General features: G+C 65.5%; 9 protein-coding genes. All 9 read left to right on the top strand.

The features are described from left to right. Positions 1–161: 161 nt before the first annotated feature. The 9 genes from tagH to ASD55_RS16135 all read left to right on the top strand — a co-directional run bounded on the left by tagH (position 162) and on the right by ASD55_RS16135 (position 17,305). The gene (tagH, locus tag ASD55_RS16175; RefSeq protein WP_056717158.1) at positions 162–1,550 is read left to right on the top strand and encodes a type VI secretion system-associated FHA domain protein TagH; all 1,389 of its coding nucleotides are present in this window, start codon (positions 162–164) and stop codon (positions 1,548–1,550) included. Between the two features lie 125 nt (positions 1,551–1,675). Continuing rightward, positions 1,676–3,013 (top strand): type VI secretion system baseplate subunit TssK, encoded by a 1,338-nt coding sequence (gene tssK / locus ASD55_RS16170; protein ID WP_056717159.1) that lies wholly within the window; start codon positions 1,676–1,678, stop codon positions 3,011–3,013. A gap of 160 nt (positions 3,014–3,173) precedes the next feature. Then, on the top strand, positions 3,174–4,379 hold the full coding sequence (gene icmH / locus ASD55_RS16165; protein WP_235577859.1) for a type IVB secretion system protein IcmH/DotU: 1,206 nt from the start codon (positions 3,174–3,176) through the stop codon (positions 4,377–4,379). 5 nt (positions 4,380–4,384) lie between these two features. Beyond that, positions 4,385–7,918 (top strand): type VI secretion system membrane subunit TssM, encoded by a 3,534-nt coding sequence (gene tssM / locus ASD55_RS16160; protein ID WP_056767754.1) that lies wholly within the window; start codon positions 4,385–4,387, stop codon positions 7,916–7,918. Positions 7,919–7,922: 4 nt separating this feature from the next. Further along, positions 7,923–9,593, top strand: a complete 1,671-nt coding sequence (gene tagF, locus ASD55_RS16155) for a type VI secretion system-associated protein TagF (protein WP_056767751.1) — start codon at positions 7,923–7,925, stop codon at positions 9,591–9,593. After that, a complete protein-coding gene (locus ASD55_RS16150; RefSeq protein WP_056717162.1) occupies positions 9,590–10,309 on the top strand; it encodes a PP2C family serine/threonine-protein phosphatase in 720 nt (239 codons plus the stop codon). The genes tagF and ASD55_RS16150 overlap by 4 nt, the downstream gene beginning before the upstream one ends. 16 nt (positions 10,310–10,325) lie before the next feature. Beyond that, positions 10,326–14,756: a bifunctional serine/threonine-protein kinase/formylglycine-generating enzyme family protein gene (locus ASD55_RS16145; RefSeq protein ID WP_056767747.1), complete on the top strand. Its 4,431-nt coding sequence runs from the start codon at positions 10,326–10,328 to the stop codon at positions 14,754–14,756. Further along, positions 14,753–15,109: a hypothetical protein gene (locus ASD55_RS16140; protein WP_056717164.1), complete on the top strand. Its 357-nt coding sequence runs from the start codon at positions 14,753–14,755 to the stop codon at positions 15,107–15,109. The genes ASD55_RS16145 and ASD55_RS16140 overlap by 4 nt, the downstream gene beginning before the upstream one ends. 603 nt (positions 15,110–15,712) lie before the next feature. Then, positions 15,713–17,305, top strand: coding sequence for a ShlB/FhaC/HecB family hemolysin secretion/activation protein (locus ASD55_RS16135; protein ID WP_235577851.1), 1,593 nt, complete (start codon positions 15,713–15,715; stop codon positions 17,303–17,305). The last annotated feature ends 4,315 nt before the right edge of the window (positions 17,306–21,620 follow it).

The following is a 21,620-nucleotide window of genomic DNA, read 5'->3' as shown; positions in this document are numbered from 1 at the left end:
AGTCCCAGTGCCAAATATGGTTGTGAACCCGGTTCACGGCCTTGCCGCGATCAGTCGCTGGTCTTCATGTGGGTTCGAAACCTGGTTCACTGCATGAGCCGTGATGATGCGTTCGTCACCGCCGTGCCGATCTGACAGTTGCTGGGGAAATACGCGTGCCGATGTCGCAGAGCCTGATCCTTGCAGTCGCTGGCCGTCAGGCTGCCCAGTTCGGCAGCCGAAGCAGCAAGGCGTTCGAGGGGGCGGGTGGAAGCATCGGACGTTCCGAGGATTGCGATTGGGTGCTCAGTGCATCTGGCGTGTCGCGTGTCCACGCGATGATCCGCTTCCTCAACGGCATGTATTTCATCGAGGATCGCAGCACCAACGGCATGCTGCTCAATGATGCGCCGCTGATCAAGGGCGATCCCTCGGCGTTGAAGAACGGCGATCGCCTGCTGATCGATACCTTCGAGGTCGAAGTGCGCCTGCAGGACGCGGGCAGCTCGACCGCGTTGCCTGATTTGTCCCCGCCGCCTTCGGCGCCATCCATTCCGGCGGGGTCCATCCCTGCGGGGGCGCTCGACCCGCTGGATTTCGGCTTGCTCGATATCGCTCCCCAGGCGCCTGCATATCCGCCGGCGATGGGCGGCGGCATTCCGCTCGACGCCGACCTGATTCCCGGCGCCGTGTCACCCGCGTCGGGCGGCGAGCTTGATCCGTTGAGTTTTCTGGGCTCTTCGGAGAGCACCTCCGGACTGCTTTCCGGCGCCACCACCGGCAATGCCAGTTCGAGCTGGAACCACTCGTCCAGCACGGAAGATTTCTTCCATCCGCCGATGACGACCGAGCAACGGCAGTCCACCGCGAACGCGCTGCCGGAGAACTGGGACCTGACCATGGGCGACTTTTCGTCGCCGCCAAGTCCGGCGCCGGCGCCGGTCATGCCGCCACCCGCAGCCGTGGCGCCGCCTCCGGTGGTAGCGCCGCCGACCCATGCGCCGCCGGTGGCCGCGTACATGCCGCCTCCGGCGGCTTCGACGGCCTTGCCCACGGATGTCGACCAGATCTTCCGGGTCGTCGTCGATGGCGTGATGGACGTGCTGCGCGCGAGGGCGGAGATCAAGAACACGTTCCGCCTGCCGGTCACGATCATCCAGCGTTCCGAAAACAACCCGCTGAAGTTCGCGCCCAATCCGGAGGATGCGCTGGCCAAGATCATGGCGCCCTCGAACGGCGCCTTCATGTCGGGGACAGCGGCCTTCGAGGATGCCTTCGACGACATTCGTTGCCACCAGATGGCCATGCTCGCCGGCGTCCGCGCCGCGTTCGAATCCCTGCTGGTGCATTTCAACCCGGACCGCTTCGAACAGGAAACCGATGGCGCGAAGCGGTCGGCATTCGCCGGCAAGGGCAAGTACTGGGAAAAGTACCGCGAACACTTCGAAGGTCTCTCGCGTGATCCCGACGAATGCTTCCGGCGCCTGTTCGGCGACGAGTTCGCACGGGCTTATGAAGAACAGTTGTCACGCCTGAAGTCGGCGCGGAGAATGCAGAAGGCACATCACTAGCGGCGCCGGGGGGCATTGCAGGTCGCAGATCGAAGGACGGATTCAGGGGACGTGCCGGCACGCTGATGGCCGGCACCGACACACCCGGCAATGCTGTCGGGGACTCACAGGGGCAGGTGCGACGCATGACGGATATGAACAAGGTCGTCTGGAGCGAGGGACTCTTCCTTCGGCCCCAGCATCTGCAGCAGCAGGAACGCTATCTCGAGCGCTTCGTGGAACTGCGCGCCGGCAGTCTGCGCCCTTACACCTGGGGCTTTTCGGAACTGGAACTGGAGACCGATCTGCTGGCGATCGGCAAGCTCGGGATCAAGCGCGCCCGCGGCGTGTTCCCCGATGGCACGCCGTTCTGCATGCCCGCGGACGACCCGCTGCCGTTGGCGCTGGAGGTCGATGGCAACTGGCGCGACCAGACGGTGTTCCTGACCTTGCCGTTGCGCTCGCCGGCACAACCGGACAGCGGGCGCCCCGAGGCACCTGCCGAAAAGCTGTTCCGTTTCCGCGTACGCGAAACCGAGGTGCGTGACGCCTCGGGCAGCGTCGACGGGATGACGGCGTTGGAGGTGGGCGGTCTCAACAGCCGGCTGTTGCCGCAATCGCAACCGCTGGAGGGCCTGGCCCAGATTCCCGTGGCGCGGATCGTGGAGTGTCGTTCCGACCGGCGGGTGATCCTCGAAGAGGCGTTCATGCCGACGGCGCTGAGCTGTCATGCCGCACCGAAGCTCACCACCTTCCTCACCGAGCTGCTTGGCCTGCTGCACCAGCGTGGCGAGGCGCTGGCCAGCCGCGTGGCGGTGACCGACCGCGGCGGCGCCGCCGAGATCGCCGACTTCCTGTTGCTGCAGGTGGTCAACCGCTACCAGCCACTGATCGCCCATCTTGCCGCCGCGCCGATCCTGCACCCGGAGGACTTCTACCGGGTGCTGACCGAGATGGCCGGCGAGTTGTGCACGTTCACCGCGCCGGGCAAGCGGCCGCCGGCATTTCCGCCGTATCGGCACGAGGCGCTGTACGAGAGTTTCGAGCCGCTGATCCAGGCCCTGCGCAGCAGCCTGAGCGCGGTGATGGAGCAGACGGCGATTCCGATTCCGCTGCAGCAGCGCAAGTTCGGCGTGTGGGTGGCCGTGGTGCCCGATCTCAGCCTGGTCGACAGCGCCGCGTTCGTGCTGGCGGCCAAGGCGGACATGAAGTCCGAAGACCTGCGCCGGCAGTTGCCCGCGCAGTCGAAGATCGGTCCGGTGGAAAAGATCCGCGACCTGGTGAACCTGCAGCTCCCCGGCATCCCGGTGGCGCCGATGCCGGTCGCGCCGCGCCAGATTCCCTACAACTCCGGCTACCTGTATTTCGAGTTCGACAAGAATTCGCCGATGTGGCGGGCCTTGAAGACGTCGGGCGGCATCGCCTTCCACTTCGGTGGCGAGTTCGCCGGTCTCGACTTGCAACTGTGGGCGATCAGAGGTTGAGCGCATGAACAGCAACGGTCCCCATGACGACGATCCCATGCGCGATGCGACGGTGGTCCGTCCGCGCGGAGCACCGCCGGCGCCCATGCCCGCCCCGCCACCGACTGCAGCGCCCGTCGCACCCGCGGCAGCTGCACGCGGCCCGGTGTCGCGCGCCGAGATGGCCCCTCCGGCCGCGATCAGCGACTTTCTGGGCGGCGGTCTCAACGCCCTGGTGCAGGCCGCCAGCCCGCTGCTGCTGCTGGCCGTACAGTTGCGCAACAGCGTGTCACAACCCGATGCGGCTCATCTGCGCGAGCAGGTGATTGCCCAGGTCCGTCAGTTCGAAAGCAACGCGCAGGCCGCCGGCATCGTCGCCCAGACCATCACCGCGGCGCGCTACGTGCTGTGCTCGACGCTGGACGAATCGGTGATGAACACGCCGTGGGGGCAGCAGAGCGGTTGGGCGGCGAAGACGCTGCTGGTGGTCTTCCATGGCGAGTCGTACGGTGGCGAGAAATTCTTCATCATCCTCGACCGGCTGTGTGCCGATTTCTCGAAACACATCGACCTGATCGAACTGATGTACATCTGCCTGGCGCTCGGCTTCGGCGGGCGCTACCAGATCGAAGCCGATGGTCGCGCCAAGCTGGCCGACATCCAGGAAGAGCTGTACCGCCGGATCAAGGCGCAGCGCCCGCCCGCGGCAGAGGAACTGGCACCGCATTGGAAGGGCATCGAGGATCGGCGCAATCCGCTGGTGCGCCACGTTCCGCTTTGGGTGATCCTGGCCGCGGGCGCCTGCCTGCTGCTGGGCGCCTTCCTGTATTTCTTCACGCGGTTGAACGAACTGTCGTCACCGGTCAGCGCGCAGGTAGTGCAGATCGGCCTGAAAACCGCGGTGCCGCCGGACGACGCGCAGCGTCGCCAGGCCCAGCCCAAGGTCGAGCGCAAGAGCCTGAAGCAGCTGCTGGCGCCGGAGGAACGGGCTGGCGCCCTGACGGTGGACGAGAAGCCGGACGGTTCGGCACTGGTCCGCCTCAATGCCGCCGCCATGTTCGCCTCCGGCGGCACCGAGGTGGCCGACAAGCAGGTTCCGATGCTGCATGCGATCACCGCCGCGCTGAACCAGGTTCCCGGTCGGGTCGTCGTGGTGGGCCACACCGATGACCAGCCGGTGCACTCGCTGCGCTTCAAGGACAACTACGCGTTGTCCGCCGAGCGCGCAAGGTCGGTGCTGCAGATACTCGGCGAGGGTATCGACAACAGCGGGCGGCTGGAATCCAGCGGCGCGGGTTCCTCGCAACCGATCGCATTGCCGCCCGACCTGCCGGCCAATCGTGCGCGCAATCGGCGCGTCGAAATTCTCTACAGCCCGGAGGACTGAACATCGTGGGCAAGCTTCTTGCGTTGTTCAAATCCCGCCTGTTCATCACCCTCGTCGGCTTGCTGCTGCTGTCGTTGCTGATCTGGTTCGGCGGCCCCTACCTCGGCTTCGGCGAGTCGCAGCCGCTGGCCAGCCCGGTGGTCCGCTTGCTGGTGATCATCGTGATCGTGGTGATCTGGGCGGTCTGGTTGCAGCTGCAACAGATGCGGGTGCGCGGCAAGGCCAAGCAGATGGCCAGCGACCTGAGCGATCAGGGCACCGCCCAGGCCGGCGGCGAGCGTGACGATCGCTCCGCCAACGAGCGGGCGCAGTTGCAGAACCGCTTCCAGGAGGCGGTGGAAACCCTGCGCAAGAATCGCAGCGGCGGAACCAATCTCTACGCGCTGCCCTGGTATGTGGTGATCGGGCCGCCGGGGTCCGGCAAGAGCACGCTGCTGCAGAACTCGGGCCTCAACTTTCCGCTGTCGAACAAATTCGGCAAGGAAGCGATCCGCGGCGTCGGCGGTACGCGCAACTGTGACTGGTGGTTCACCGACGAGGCGGTATTCCTCGACACCGCCGGTCGCTATACCACCCAGGACTCCGACCGCGGCGCCGATGCTTCGGCCTGGACCGAGTTCCTCAACCTGTTGCGCAAGTACCGCAAGCGCCGCCCGATCAACGGCGTGATCGTGGCGATGAGCCTGTCCGACCTGCTGACCCTGGATGCGAATGGCCGCCAGCAGCACATCCAGGCGGTTCGCCAGCGCCTGGACGAACTGGCCAAGCACCTGCGCATCGGCGTGCCGGCCTATCTGGTGTTCACCAAGTGCGACCTGGTCGCCGGCTTCACCGAGTTCTTCGACGACCTCAATCCCGAGTTGCGCAGCCAGGTCTGGGGCATGTCGTTCGCGGTCGACAAGACCATGGACGGCAGCGCGGCGAAGCAGTTCCTCGAAGAATTCAACCTGCTGCTGGATCGGCTCAACACGCGCATCCTCGATCGGCTCCACGGCGAACGCGATCGCACCCGGCGCGCGGCCATCCTGTCGTTCCCGCAGCAGCTCGGAGCCTTGCGCGACATCACGCGGCAGTTCGTCGAAGGCGTATTCACCGGTCATCAGTACGACACGCCGTTGCTGCTGCGTGGTGCCTACTTCACTTCGGGCACGCAGGAAGGCACGCCGATCGACCGCATGATGGGCGCGGTGGCGCGCACCTTCGGGCTGGACGCCTCGCGCCTGCACGTGCCTGGCGCCCAGAGTCGCACCTTCTTCGTCGAGCGCCTGCTTCGGGACGTGCTGTTCAAGGAATCCGGCTTTGCCGGCACCAATCCGAAGCTGGAGCGCCAGAAGACCCTGCTGCAGGCGGCCGCGTACATCGGCGTGCTGCTGGCCTGCGGCCTGCTGATCCTCGGCCTGGCCAGCAGCTACCGGCGCAACGGCGCCTACCTGGGCCAGGTGCAGGCGGCATTGCAGAAGTATCCGGCGCAGAGCGACGCATCGCTGGCACCGAACCAGCAGGCCTATTTCGCGATGGTGCTGGAGCGGCTGGAGTCGCTGTCCAGCGCGGTGGATGTCGCCGAGCAGCACAAGGGCGACGTGCCGCTGTCGATGCGCTTCGGCCTGTACCAGGGCAATGCGGTCGGCGACGAAGTGCGTGACGCGTACTATCGCGAGCTGAACGCGCTGCTGCTGCCTGGCGTGGCCTCGCAGTTCCGGGCCGGCCTGGCCGCGAATGCGGGCGACCCCCAGATGCTCTATTACTACCTCAAGGGCTACCTGATGCTGGGCCAGCCCGAGCACTTGGATCACGACCAGATCGTGGCGCTGGCGGCGATCGAATGGCGGCGACTGTTCCCGTCCGACCCCGTGCTGCAGAAGGCACTGACCAAGCACTTCGACGCGCTGGTCGGACACGAGGGGCGGCTGCGCGCGCTGAACCTGGATGCCAGCCTGGTGGAACAGGCGCGCAACACGCTGCGCACCGCGGATCTGGCCACGCTGATCTACGGCAACATCAAGTTGAATGCGGACAGCGGTGCGTATCCGCCGCTGCGACTGGACAAGGAGTTGGGGCTGCTCGGCAACGTCTACCGGCGCAAGAGCGGTGCGCCGCTTTCGGAACCGTTGCCGGCGCTGTTCACGCAACCGGTATTCAAGGATGAAGTCGACAAGGGCATCGATCAGGCGGTCACGCAGTTCGCCGCCGATGACTGGGTATTCGGCGCCACCAAGATCGATTCGTTGCAGAAGGCCCGGCTCGCCCAGCAGGTGCTGGCACTCTACGAGCAGGACTACATCAAGGCCTGGGATGACATCCTGGCGGATCTGGAGCTGCAGCCGATCGGCAACATCCAGGATGCCAGCACCATCGCGGCCAAGCTGGCCGGCCCCAACTCGCCGATGAAGCTGCTGCTGAAGGTGGTGAGCGACAACACCCACGACCTGATGCGCGCACCGCCCGCCGATGCGAAGGACAAGGCCGAGGACGTGGCCAAGAAGCTGGCCCAGAAGAAGGCGACCCAGTCCGCCCTGGCGCGCGCGCTCGCCCAGGCCGGCGCCGGGACCGCCGCGCCGGGTGACGATGCGGCCGCCGCCAAGCCGGGGCAGGTGATCAGCGACCATTTCGAGCAGATCAACAAGTTGAGCGAAGGTGGTCCGGGCGCCGCGCCGATCGATCAGACGCTCAAGGTGCTCGACGATCTCAGCAAGACCTTGCTGACCATGGGCGATTTCAGCTCGGCCGCCGGCCAGCCCAATCCGCAACTGCTGATGGCGCAGCAGGCGGCCGGCCAGCTGCCGGCGCCCGCTTCGGGCTGGTTTGCGGCGCTGACCGGCAAGAGCCAGGCGCTGGTGGCCAGCGGCACCAAGGGTGCTCTCGACGATCAGTACCAGCAGATGGTGGCCAAGGACTGCGCCGACTACACCCGCGGGCGCTATCCGTTCTCGCCGTCCAGCAACAACGATATCCCGCTGCAGAACTTCGGCGAGATGTTCGGCTATGGCGGCCGTTTCGATGGCTTCTACAACCAGACCGTGGGCAAGCTGATCGATGCCAGCGGCCGCAACTGGCAGTGGAAGACCGGCCCGGGTGCGATCAGTGGCTCGGCCGGCATGCTGGCGCAGCTGCAGGGTGCCGACCGGATCAAGCAGATGTTCTTCCGCAGCGGCAACATGCCCGAGGTCGACTTCACGCTGCTCGCGCCGGTGCTCGACGCAGGCATCGGCAAGCTGGTGATCGAGGTCGATGGCCAGAAATACGAATACCAGTCCGGTGGCTCGACCATGGCCACCATGAAGTGGCCGGGGCCCACGCCGGGTCATGTCTCGATCTCCGCCTACGACACCGCGGGGACCCTGCTGACCACCTTCGACTATCGCGGCGACTGGGCGTTCTTCCGGGCGCTGCAGGCGGCGAATCTGCAGAAGCAGTCCGATCTGCGCTTCGTGGCCAGTTTCAACTTCGGTGGCCATGTCGCCAAGGTGACCGTTCAGGCCAACAATCTGAAAAACCCCTTCCTGAGCAACGCGCTGTCCAGTTTCCGGTGCGGGGGCTAGACGCATGCCGACTTCCGTCGCGGGCTTTTTCGGAAAGCTGCCTTGCGCGGGAGACTTCGTGCAGCGCCGGCTGCCACCGGCTTTCGTCGATGTCTGGGACATGCATTTCGAAGAGGCGGTGGCAGCAAGCCGTGCCGAACTGGGCGGCGGCTGGCATGACGCCTACCATGCCAGTCCGGTGTGGCGCTTTCTTTTCGCCCCGGGAGTGTGCGGTGATTCCGCCTGGTTCGGGATCATGGGGCCTGGCGTGGACCGAGTGGGGCGCTGCTTCCCGATGGTCATCGCCGCTCCGCTCGGCGCGGACATTGCATCCGGCACCCGCGCGCTGACCGAGGCGAAAGCCTGGTCCGACGCGGCCGAGCAGGTGCACGCCACGGCGCAGTGCGATGCCCGCATCAGCGTGGAGGCGTTCGACGAGCAGGTGGCTGCGCTGGGTGACCCGCTGGCGAGGGCGTCGTCGCCGGCCGCCACGTCGCTGCGCGACATCGACTGGAATCGCGCGACACACTGGCGCCTGCCCCTCGGCGGGGCCTCCTCGCTGGAGCCGTTCCTAGGCGAAGTGTGGGAGCGTCTGGCCGCCGTCCCGGGTCCCTGGTGCCTGTGGTGGACGGCAGGTAGCGAACGTGTTCCGGCGTGTGTGCTGGCCACCCGCGGATTGCCGGCGGCATCCGCCTACGTGACCTTCCTAGATGCGCAACACGGCACCGCGGCGTGGCAATCGCCGATGGCGTTCGAACGATCGGCGCCGCGCGCGGTACCGATGCCGGAACGCGCGGACAGCCTGCTCGACGACCTCATGGCGACAGCGCCGGCCGCCTCGGTGTCGGCTGCCGCGGCGTCGGCCATCCCGGTGTCGGCCATGCCGCCACCACCATCGACACCTTCCGGCGCATGGCTGCCTGATGATCCGGATCTGCTGGCCGATCTCGTCGGGACGTCCGAAGTGGCGACCTTGGCACCGCCGGTCCCGTTGGTTGCCCCGATGGCTCACGCAATGTCAGCCGGGGAGGGGGACATCGTCGCGGCCGTCACCGTGGTGGAACGAACAGACTGCGGACTGACCGTGCTGTCGGCCGAGGTCGGCATGGCCGATCCACGCCAGCGGGCGGTCGGCGAGGTGTCCGGAATCATCCGCACGATGTCGTGCAGCGACCTGATCGGCGGCATGCATTCGCTGCGCAGGCAGTTGCTGATGCTCAATCCGCCGTTGCGTCGGGCCAGCGAGGACCTGATCGACCCGGTGCTGGAGGACTGCGCGGTGATTGCCGCCCACGTCGTCGCGGGTCAGGCCGGCTTGCTGCGGATTGGCGCCGCGGGCGCCTGGCACTGGCGCCATGGACGCGCGCAGCCCCTGTTCGCGCAAGCCGACGATCCCCTGCCCGGTGGCGTGGACGACGGTGAGTTCGACGACCTGTTGTTCAGCAGCGTGGTGCCCGCTGCTCCCGGGCTGGGCGCGTCGGAGCAGCCACTGTGCGGAGAGGTTCGCTGCGAGCTCGTCGCGGGTGATCGCCTGTTGCTGATGGCGGGCGAGTCCTTGTTGCACCTGTCACCGGACGTCGTGGCCAGCCATCTCGCGCTGCCCGTCGACGAAGCACGCCTGCGGCTGGCGAATGCCGCGGGACTGGGCGTGGATGCGGCAAGGTGGCCGCTGACGATCATCGAGGTTGGTGCATGATGACCCGCTATGTTTCGGCCGGACGCACGGTGACCGGAAAGGTGCGCAAGCACAACGAAGACTCCATTCTCGTGCGCGACGAAGTCGGCCTGTGGGTTGTCGCCGACGGACTGGGCGGCCATTCGGCAGGCGACTACGCCAGCTCGATGATCGTCGAACGCCTCGGTGCCTTGCCCCGTTCCGGCAGCGCCCTGGACTTCATCGAAGCGATCGAGGACACGCTCTCCCAGGTCAATGCCGAACTGTTGCAGACCGCCGCCACGCGAGGGGTTGACCTGATCGGATCCACCGTCGTGGTGCTGGTGCATGACGGCGACTACATGCTGTGCGGATGGGTGGGAGACAGCCGCGTCTACTGTTTCGAGGATGGCCAGCTGCGTCAGATCACCCGCGATCACGTGCATGGCGGCGATGATGATGTCACCCATTTTGGCGCCCCGGCGGCGCCGGCTCAGGCGGGCTCGGGCGTCCTCACGCGTGCGGTGGGTGCGGAGGAACACTTGTTCGTCGACTGGGTCGTCGCGGGCAATCGGCCCGGCATGGGCTTCGTGCTTTGCTCTGACGGCATCAACAAGGAAATGTCCGATGCCGAACTCGACGACGAATGCCGTCGCCACCCACAACCGCAGGATCTCGTCGCCAGCCTGTTCGACCTGGCGATGAGCCGCGCCGGACGGGACAACATCTCGGCCGTCGTCGTTCGCATCCAAGAATGAAGAAAACCTCCCACTCATGAATTCCATAGCCGAACTGGTTTCCGCCTACCAGGCCGACAAGCTCAAGCTCGCCGCCCTGTTCGACGCACTCGGTGCGCGCGGAGCCGTGTCCGAGGCGCAATACCATGCCGAACAGGAGTGGCTCGAACAGCAGCGTGATGCCGGTGCGCTCGATTCGATGGTGGCCAAGGCCCTGTTGGCCAAGCTGGCGTCCGTACAGGCTTCCCCGGCAGACGCGTCGCATGACGAAGACGTTACCCAGGTAAAGCCCGCCACGCAGCGTCCTGCGCCGGTCGCTCCGGCGGCTCCGCCGACCGGAGCCGGCAGTGATGACGCGACCCGGGTGCAGCTCGCTTCCCGTCCGCCAGCCCCGCCGCTGGATGATGTCACCGTGGTCAAGCCCACCTCGCGTCCGGTCCAGCCGCCGGCGGCGGACGACGAAGCCACCATGGTGAAACCGGCCTCGGCCGCGCCACGGGAACCGGCCGAAGGGCAGACCGTCGGCGCGACCGGCACGCAAGGCACCCGGCAGGGAATGACCGGCACCAGTTCCAGCATGAGCAGTTCCAGCTGGAACCACATCGCCGAAGGCGATGCGTCCGACTTCGTCACCGTCGGTTCGCTGCTGAAGGGACGTTTCTACCTCGAGAAGGAGATCGGCCGCGGCGGCATGGGCGTGGTGTTCAAGGCCCGCGACGAGCGCAAGGTGGAAGCCCGTGACCGCGACCCCTACGTCGCCGTCAAGATCCTGAACGACGAATTTCGCCGCCATCCCGACTCGCTGATCTCGTTGCAGCGCGAGTCGCGCCGCTCGCAACAGCTGGCTCACGACAACATCGTGCGCGTCTACGACTTCGACAAGGACCGCACCATCGTCTTCATGACGATGGAGTATGTCGACGGCTCCGATCTCAAGCAGTTGATTCGCGAGAAGGCCTACAACGGCATGCCGCTGGCGCAAGCCCGGCCGCTGATCGAAGGCATGGCGCGGGCGCTCACCCGCGCCCACTCGGCCGGCGTGGTCCATTCGGACTTCAAGCCGGCCAACGTCATGGTCACCCGCGAAGGCGTGCCGAAGGTATTCGACTTCGGCATTGCCCGCGCCGGCAAGCACATGGGCGATGCCGTCGGCGAACAGACCGTGTTTGACGCCGGTACGCTGGGCGCGCTTACCCCGGCCTACGCCAGCCTGGAGATGATCCGGGGTGAAGACCCGGTGCCCGGCGATGACGTCTACGCACTGGGTTGCGTGACGTTTGAACTGCTTACCGGCAAGCATCCGTACGACAAGGCCAGCGCCGAAGTGGCGATGAAGGAAGGCCGCAAGCCGCCACCGGTGAAGGGGCTGACCAAGCATCAGTACAAGACGCTCTGCGCCAGCGTGGCCTTCACCAAGGCGCAGCGCCTGAAGAGCGCCAACGAGCTGATCGAAGGCCTGCGCGACGTGGGCGCGCGTGAACGCGCGCTGCCGTACCTGCTGTACGGCGTGCCGGCCATTCTGATCATTGCCGGCGGCGCCTGGGCATGGACGACCTACCAGCGCAATCATCATCTGGCCGAGGTGATCGCCCGCTTCACCATGACGCGCGCCGACCACTACGCGGATGAAGGCCAGGCCCTGCAGGCCCTCGACACCCTGAACGACGACGACCGCAAGCGTACGATCATCGATCAGGGCGAATTGATCCAGAGCTACCTGCTCGGCCGCATCGACGCCTACTGGAATCCGGCCAGGGACCGTTACGACTATGCCGGCACCCAGAAAGTGTTCAAGCTGCGCGACGACCTCAAGCTTTACTCGCCAGCGCTGGATATCAAGCGCACCGAGGTGGAGAAGCAGCGCAACGACTTGCTCAACTCGCTCGACACCAAACTGACCGACCAGATCAGCGCCGACGCGATTTTCGAGAACCAGCCGGACAACGTCGTCACCACGCTGACCCGCATCCGCGCGATCGATCCGAACAGTGCCCTGCTGAAGAACGCCGAACTGGAGTTGAAGTACGACACCGCCATCGGCAAGTCGATCGACGCAGGGCGTGTCGACGAGGCAACCGTCGAACTCAAGCTGGCAAGCAGTCTGTTCCCCGATTCGGCGAGACTGAAGCAGCGCAGCGCGCAGCTCGATGAAATCGGCAAGGCGCTGGCGGCGCAACGGCTGCAGGAGCGGAAGGCGCAGGCGCTGCAACAGCAGCGGGAACAGGGCTTGCAGACGCTCACCGGCTTGCTGGACCAGCCGGTCAGCGCCGATGACTGGCGGACCAAGGTGGCCACGGCCTATCGCGATGCGGCCAGCCTGCTGGGAGACGATCCGCGACTGGCGGCGCAGGCGGCGCGGCTGAAGGATGTTCTGGAAGCCCAGGCAAAGGAAAGGCAAGGCGCGGGCGACCTGCCGGGTGCGATCAGCATTGCCGGCTTCGGCATCGACCTGTTCCCGGGCGACTCCAGCTTGTCGGCGACGCGGCAGGCCTTGCTGGAACAGCAGAACCAATTGGCGCAGAAGGCCGCCAGCGAAGCACAGCGCACCGCATTGGCGAAAAGTCGGGTAACCGACCTGCTTGCCAGCCCCCTGGCCACGGTGGTCTGGCTGCAGGACGTCAGAAGCGCCCTGAATACCGCACGCACCCAGATCGGCGCCGATTCTCCGGACTACGCGGCAGTGAAGGCTCAGGCCGATGCCGGCCTGATCAAGCTGGCGCGTGATCAGATCGCCGGCGGCAACCTGGATGCGGCCGAGCGGGTCGCCCAGGCCGGCCAGCAGATAGATCCCGCGGAAGCCGGCTTCGCCAGGGTGCTGGCCGACGTGGCCGCTTCCCGTTCGGCGGCGCAACAGAAGACCTTGCAGCAGCAGACGCAGGCACTTGCCGACGCACGCACCACGCTGGCCAGCCTGGGCACGAAGCCGACCCTGACACCCGACTGGCAGCGTGACGTGGCCACCGCGATGGCCACGCTCGGCGCCGACAAGTCTCCCGAAACCGAACGGGCGGTCAACGCGCTGGGTGCGGCCATCGCGGCGGAAGCCGCGCGGCTGGCTGACCCGCAGCATCTGCCGCAGGCAAGGATCGCGGTCGATTTCGGCCTGAAGTACGTACCGAAATCGGCCGAGCTGATCGCGCAGGGTGCGGCACTGGATGCGCTGCAGCAGCAGTTGCAGGCGAAGGCCGCGCAGGAAGGCGCCGACGCCGAAGTCAAGTCGCGTATCGAGTCGATGAAGAGCGCGGTGGCCGCTGGCGACGTCAGCAAGGCAAGCCAGTCGCTGGCGCGGATCAAGACCCTGCAGCCAGACAATCCCTTCCTCAAGACTGAGGGACCGAAGCTGCTGGCCGACGCCTATCTGGGCCAGGCCGAGGACGCCTTTCAGAAGGGGCGCTACCAGCGTGCGTCCGATGTCCTCGGGCAGGGCCTGGGAGCACTCGGCAACAACGCGAACTTGCGCGCGGCAAAGGCCCGCTACGATGTGGTCGCCGCCATCATGGCCGCCTCGAAGCAGCCACTGGGCAGTGCCGAGTACGCGCAGTTGCAGAAGCAACTGGACAGCGTGCGCAGGAATGACGCCACCGAACTGGGCAAGCTGGAAACGAGCATGAAGGCGCGAGGCCAGCTGACTGCCCGGTCGCTCGCCGAGCAGCTCGACAAGCTGAAGCGCGCCGCTGCGGCAGCACCCGCCCCGCAGGTGACGGCACCGGTATCGACGCCGGTGACCGAGACGCCGGCGCCGACGCCGGGGCGGCCGCCCGTGACGACCGGAAAGACCGGCACGACACCGGTGGTGCAACCCGTGCCCAGCGGAGGCGTGGCTGCGGCGGGTGGTCCCGATCCCTGCGCGAAGCCGGGGTTGGCGGGCAAGGGCAAGTTCTGTTCGGATGCCATTAATGGTGGGCGTGGGCCATTGCTGGTGGTTGTGCCCGGCGTGAACGGCGGCAAGGCTTACGCCATTTCGCGTGCGGAAATCTCGATCAACGAGTTCAACCAGTTCTGCCGCTCCAGCGGCAAGTGCGCGGCGGTGTCGGTGGCCGACAAGGATCTTGGCAACGCGCCGATAAGCAACATCAGCCTGGATCAGGCGCGTGCCTACGCGCGCTGGCTCAGTGACCTCAGTGGCGGATTCACCTATCGCCTGCCGACCGACGCGGAATGGCTGCACGCGGCGAAAGGCGGTGGTGGCTGGAAGCAGGCCGAGGACAGCAACTGCATCCTTCCCTCGGCCGGCGGCGGTGACGGCGGCGGCGCTGCGGTTTCCCCGCGTGGCCGCTCACGCAACCCCTGGGGCCTGGTCAATTCGACCGGCAACGTGTGGGAATGGGTGGTGAGCGGCGGCAGCGTGATGGTGCGTGGCGGCAGCTACAGCAGCTACTGGTCGGATTGCAGCGTTGATTCCAGCCGTGCCGATGGTGGATCGCCACAACGGGACGTGGGTTTCCGGATACTGAGGGAGCTGAAATGACCGAACGCGAAGCTGCCATCAACCGGGATCTGCGTGCGCTGGATGATGCCCATCGGCTCGGCCGGATTTCCCGCGTGGAATATCGCAACCGTCGCCGTCGTGTATTGCAGTCCTTGTCGGATGGAGGTGGCGTGGTCACGGCGCGCAAGGCGCTGGTGCCGCCGGGAAGCGTCAGGGCGTCGCGCTCAGGTGATCCGGCCGCGGCGAGCGTCAGTGATTCTTCTGCTGACGCCGGACGAGCACTCGCCTCGCTGGTTTCGATGCGGCCGACGTTGTCCAGGAAAGTGCTGCTGATCCTGATTGCCGCAGCCGTTCTCGTGGTGGTGGCTGGATGGCTGATGCTGCGTCACTGATTGGCTGCCATGGCAGTCGCTTCAGGTTGCGATTCTATCCATGACAGGCATCTGCGTATCGCGTTCTTTCGTTTGCGCGAACGCGAACCTGGGCGGCCATGGTTGTGTGTGTGAAATCCAGCCGGAGTTGCCTTGTGGAACTTTGGCACGGATCGGCGCGGACCCTGCTTTTTAGGTGATTTTTGACTGTCGCGGATCTGTAAAGCAGTCCTTTTCCGACACGCCCTGTCAGAACTTGCCGGGCATGCTCGTGGGCATCTTTTTCGATGCCGAACGGCTCTTCCTTTGGAAGGGCAAAGGTGTATCCTGATAGAGGTAAGACGAGCCAGCAGGCAGCAATTGCCTGAATGCCGGGGGCTTGGGAAGTTCGCAGCTGGTGGGCACCGATCATCGGGGCACACCGTCAATGGATCGATTAGATGCGGCCAAGGGGAATGTATCGTGCGCATTGTTTGCTTCGCGGCAGCGTTGGCATTTGCACTTACGGGCGGAAACGTTCAGGCACAGGACGCTGGCGGCGGATCAGCTGACCAGGGTTCCGGCAACGCAGCGCCTGTCGGCAGCTCCCCACAGACTCCGCCGGCGCAGGTCCAGGCGGGCAACGTGGTGCCGCCCGTTCGTGATCGTGACGCCGCTGCCGAGCAGAAAATTGCCGTGCAGGGTTTCCACGTGACGGGCGTGGCCGACCACTCCGATGTTGGCGTGACCCCGGCCAGCATCCAGGCGCTGGCCGACGCGCAATACCAGGAATTGGCAGCCAAGGCCGGTACCCCGGTGGAGCTCAGCTTCGACGACATGCAGGGAGTCGCCAACAAGATCGTCGAGCGTTATCGCAGTGCCGGCTTCATCGTCTCCAACGCGTTCCTTCCGGCGCAGACGGTGGGCCCGGACAAGATCGTGCAGATCCAGGTGCTGGAAGGGAAGATCGGCAAGATCATCGTCAAGGGCACGAAGCGCTATCGGCCCAGCGTGATCTCCGCTGCGGCGCAGGAACTCCGCGGCAAGCCGTTGCTGAAGAGCGATGTGGACACCGCCTTGCTCTACGCGCGCGATCTCCCCGGTGTCACCGTGGCCTCGACGTTCCAGCCTGGCGAGAACACGGGCGATACCGACCTGGTGATGATCGCCACCGAAGCGAAGCGTCCGGTCAAGTTCATGCTGGGTGCCAACAATTACGGCACCGAGCTGACCGGCCGCTACCGGGCACAGGCCGGCATCGAGTGGGCCAATCCGCTGGGCATCGGCGACGTATTCAACCTCAACGTCGACTATGCGCTGGATCCCAGCGACAACATCTACGGCGCGACCACCTATCGTGCGCCGGCGCCCTGGGTGCCCGGTTTGTCCGCCGTGGTAGGCGCCTCCCGCAACGAACTGCAGATCAACACCGGTTCGTTCGCGGCGCTGGACGTGAAAGGTCCCAGTTCGCTGTATTACGGCGGCATGGACTGGAAGTTCATCAATCGCGACGACATGCAGGCGCTGAGCACGCTGCATGTGATCCGGGAAGAGTCCAGGCTGGACAGCCTGGGGTTCCACCTGTCGGACGAGAAATTCACCGTGGGGGAGCTGACCTACGGCATGCTGCACACCGACCGTCGCTTCAACGGTGTCGACATCCTTCAGGTCGGCCTGCGCAAGTCCATCAGTGACGACTCGCTCGTTCCCGACCTGGTCAGTCCGCAACACTCGCGCAGCTTCCTGGTGACGAAGCTGTCGTACACGCGCATGCAGTTCCTGACCAAGTCGCAGCGGCTCTACCTGAAGCTGGTGGGCCAGTACACCAATGATGCTCTGGTCCCGCTTGAGCAGTTCGCCCTGGGCGGCCCCGACAGTACCCGTGCCTACCCGATCGCCGATGCCTTGCGCGATCGCGGTTACTACACCTCGCTGGAGTACCACGTCGACGCCCCGGGTTTCGGCGACAAGGTGTCTCCTTTCTACGGAAGGCCGTGGCGCGAACTGCTCGAGTTCCAGGTGTTCGTCGACTACGCCAAGGGTTTTTCGGCAGGCGCCAACCGCGAGATCACGCCCGACACGGCCACCTTGAGTGGCGTGGGTGCCGGCCTGATTTTCCGCCTGCCGCGATTCCACAACTTCGAGTTTCACCTCAACGGTGCCGTGCCCCTGAGTTCGCAGGATGCGTCTGACAAAAAGGGCTACCACATCTACTCCCGGTTCAGCTTCACGTTCTGACGGATGACGACCATGAGCAAGAGCACAAAGCAGCGCACGATGCGCACGACGGCGCGCGTCCATGCAGATCGGACTTCCGGAGCGGCACTGCCCTTGAGGCGAACCTGGCCCATCAGTCTTTGCGTGGGTCTGGCCCTGGGGTCGATCGTGTTCAGCGGCGAAGCACTCGCCGGAGGACCGACCGGTGGCGTGGTGGTGGGTGGTTCGGGTTCCATCACCCAAAGCGGCAACAGCACCGTCATCAATCAGGTGTCGCAGAGGCTGGCGCTGAACTGGCAGACCTTCAACCTGGCGGCCAACGAATCGGTGCTGTTCAATCAACCGGGCCGTTCGGCGGTGGCCCTGAATCGCATCCTCGATCAGAACCCCAGCCAGATTTTCGGCAAGATCAATTCAAACGGCCAGGTCTTCCTGATCAACACGCACGGCATCATCTTCGGCGCCACGGCGCAGATGAATGTCGGTGGCCTGCTCGCCAGCACGCTGGACCTGACCCCGAACGACTTTCTCGCGGGGCGCTACAACCTCAACGTGGCGGGCGCGAGGGCCGGCATCGTCAACCACGGGCTGATTCAGGCCGCGAGCGGCGGTTCGGTCAGCCTGGTAGGCGGCAGCGTCCTCAACGACGGCGTGATCTTCGCCAACTACGGCAAGATCAACCTCGACGGCGCAGACCATGCCACGCTGGACTTCGATGGCAATGGCCTGATCAACATCCAGATCACCGGTGAACTGAAGGAACGCCTGGACGCGAAGGAAGCCGCGGTCACCAACAAGGGCACCTTGCGCGCCGAAGACGGCACCGTGGTGCTGCAGGCCTCGGCCACCAAGGACCTGTTCACCAACCTGGTCAACAACGCCGGTGTGATCGACGCCAGCGGCATCAGCACTGACGGCGGCGTGGTGCGGCTGGTCGGCAACGGCGGCAACGTCGAGAACAGCGGCAACATCACGGTGTCCGGCGTGCACGGCGGCAGCGTCCAGTTGCTGTCCGACCAGGATGTCAACGTCAGCGGCAGCGTTGACGCCTCCGGTACCCTGGGTGGCGGCAGCATCCGCATCGGCGGAGGCCAACAAGGCGGGGAAGGACTGCTCAGGGCCGCCAACAGCACGCTCGGCGCCAGCGCCACGTTGAATGCCGACGCCACGCAATCGGGCAACGGCGGCTCCGTGGTCGTATGGGGCGACCAGTCCAGCACCATCGCCGGCAGCCTGAGCGCCCGCGGCGGTGCCCTGGGCGGTAACGGCGGCGCCATCGAAACCTCGGCTGCGCACGTCAGCATCGCTGACAGCGCCCGCGTCAATACGCTCGCTCCCAATGGGCAAGCCGGCAACTGGCTGATCGACCCGAAGGATTTCAAGATCGCCGCCAGCGGCGGTGACATGACAGGGAGCGCAGTTGCCACTGCCTTGAGTGGCGGCAACTTCACGATCCTGTCCAGCAGCGGCAGCGGCGGCGGCAGCGGCAACATCAACGTGAATGATGCGGTGAGCTGGAGCGCAAACACGCTTACCCTCACCGCCGCCAACGATGTCAACATCAACGCCGCATTGACGGGCACCGGGACATCCGCGCTGGTGTTGAACTCGGCGTCCGCTGCCAGCGGGGATGCCGCCGTGGCCGGCGGTTCCATCAATATCAGCAAGAACATCGCTACGGGCGGCAACCAGACCTACAACGGTCCGGTGATCCTTGGTGCCAACGTGATTCTTGCCAGCAGCGGCAGCGGCACCATCAATTTCATCTCGACGGTGGACGGTGGGCACACTCTCTCGGTGAATACGGGCGGCCAGACGACGTTTGGTGGGGCGGTTGGTGCGACGAACGCCCTGACAAGTCTGACCACGGACGCGGCGGGCGTGACGATGCTGGGCGGTAATGTCCACACCACCGGCGCGCAGACCTACAACGACAGCGTGACGTTGGGTAACAGCGACATCCTGACGGGAACGACGGTAAAACTGCTCGGCGGTGTAACCGGATCGGGCAACAGCCTGACTGTTACGGGCAATGCCGTGCTCGGTAGCGTGTTGTCCGGCCTGAACACGTTGTCGGTCAGTGGCACGACGGCGCTCAACGCCACGGGTGTGAGCACGAGTGGCGATCAGATGTACAGCGGCGCAGTGACGCTGGGCGCCGATACGCTGTTGACGAGCACGGGCGGTGGGATCGACTTTGCCTCGACGGTTGACGGTGCGCACACGCTGGCAGTGCAGAGCACGAGCGGCGCGGCAACTTTTGGCGGTGTGGTGGGTGGCGTGACGGGTCTGACCGGTCTGACCACGAACAGCAGCACGTTCAACGCGGGCGCTGTAACCGTCAACGGCCCCCTGTCGGTGACCACCACGACCGGCAACATATCGCAGGCGTCGGGCATCTTCAGCGTAGCCGGCACCTCGGCGTTCAACGCCGGCAGCGGGACGATCATGCTGAACGGCCTCAATGCATTCACCGGCGCGGTAAGTCTCACCGGTGGAACTACTCAGGTCACGAACAGCGGCGATCTGGTTCTGGGTACCTTGAATACGGGCGCGCTGACCGTAGTCAGCAACAGCGGTGCGCTGGATCTGGGCACCGGCACGATCAATGGCGATTTGTCGGCGACCGCGGCAACGACCATCACGGTCGACGGCACGCTTGCAGGCCTGGGCAACGCTGCATTTTCCGGGGTTGCGCCAACGGGGACGGGAAGCATCACCGGCACCGGTTCGATCACTGGCCTGGGCAGCGCCGCGTTCAACCTGACCGGCAACACGACTGGCAGCACCGGCGGCGTCACCTTCAATGGTTTCACCGCCGCCGACACCACGACGGTTACCGGAGCCTCGGGATTCGACGACGGCGCACTGACCAGCCTTGGCATGACCTTCGCCAATGCCACCAACGTGGCGGGTAACGGCACCATTGCGAACGTTGCCGGCAGCTTCGACGATCACGCCGGAGCATCGTCGACAAGTGGCATAAGCTATACCGGGTTCAGCGCAGTGTCCGGTGCCGGCGGCGACGTCACCAACGTGACCGGAGCTTTCGACGTCGGTACGAAGACCTCGAGCGACTCGGGCCTGGATTACAGTGCTTTCGGCCTCACCACGATAGCCGGCAACGGCTCCGAGGCGACGATCACGGGTTCGGGAGAAACCTATCTGCTGGATAATGCCGTCGCGGACAAGGGCAGCAGCAACGGCCTGAACTGGACGTCGTTCGGCAACATCGCTGATGCCACCGGCACGGTGAACTTCGGTACCGGCGGCAGCGTCACGGGCAACATCACGGCGCAGACGCTGAATTACGCCAGCTACGCCACGGCGGTGACGTTCGACCTGTCCAATGGCGCCGGCGCGACCACCGGCATTGGCGGTACCTGGGCGGGTGTCACCACGGTGACAGGCAGCGGCAACAGCGACACGCTCACGGGTTCCGGCCAGACCTACCAGTTGGACAACACCGTTGCCGACCAGGGCAGCAGTGGCGCACTGGGCTGGACCTCGTTCGAGAACATCAACGACACCACCGGCACGGTCAATTTCGGCAGCAACGGAAACATCAGCGGCAACGTCACCGCGCAGACACTGGATTACAGCGACTACCTCCACGATTTGACGCTGAACGTGGATACCGGCGTGCTCTCGGCCACGGGCGTGGGCGGAAGCTTGAGCGGATACACCACCTTCAATGCGAACGCGGCGCAAAACAACACGGTGATCGGTACGGGCCAGACCTATGTGCTGGACAACACGGTGGCCAACCAGGGCAGCAGCAACGGCTACAACNTCAATGCGAACGCGGCGCAAAACAACACGGTGATCGGTACGGGCCAGACCTATGTGCTGGACAACACGGTGGCCAACCAGGGCAGCAGCAACGGCTACAACTGGGGCGGTTTCCAGACCATCACCGACGCCATCGGCACGGTGAACTTCGGCACGGCCGGCAGCGTTAGCGGCAATGTCACGGCGCAGGCGCTGAATTACGCCAGCTACGGCACGGCGGTGTCGCTGGATCTGTCCAACGGCAGCGGCGCGACGACTGGCATCGGCGGCACCTGGAGCGGCGTGACGTCGGTGACCGGCAGCGGTCACAGCGACACGGTGCATGGCAGCAGCCAGACCTACAACCTGACTGGCGCGAACGCCGGCAGCAGCGGCTTGCTGAACTGGACTTCGTTCGAGAATCTGAGCGACAGCGCAGCGGGCAACTTCGTGTTTGCGAACGGTGCRAGCGTCAGCGGCACGCTGGCGGGCGGTGGTGCGGGCACGCTGGATTACAGCGCGTACACCACGGCGGTGAGCGTGGGCCTGGGCGGTACGGCCACCG

The sequence above is a fragment of the Rhodanobacter sp. Root561 genome (assembly GCF_001427365.1).
In the GTDB taxonomy this organism is placed as follows: domain Bacteria; phylum Pseudomonadota; class Gammaproteobacteria; order Xanthomonadales; family Rhodanobacteraceae; genus Rhodanobacter.
Note: the sequence above shows the minus strand (reverse complement) of the source record. Positions and strands in the feature narration are given on the sequence as shown.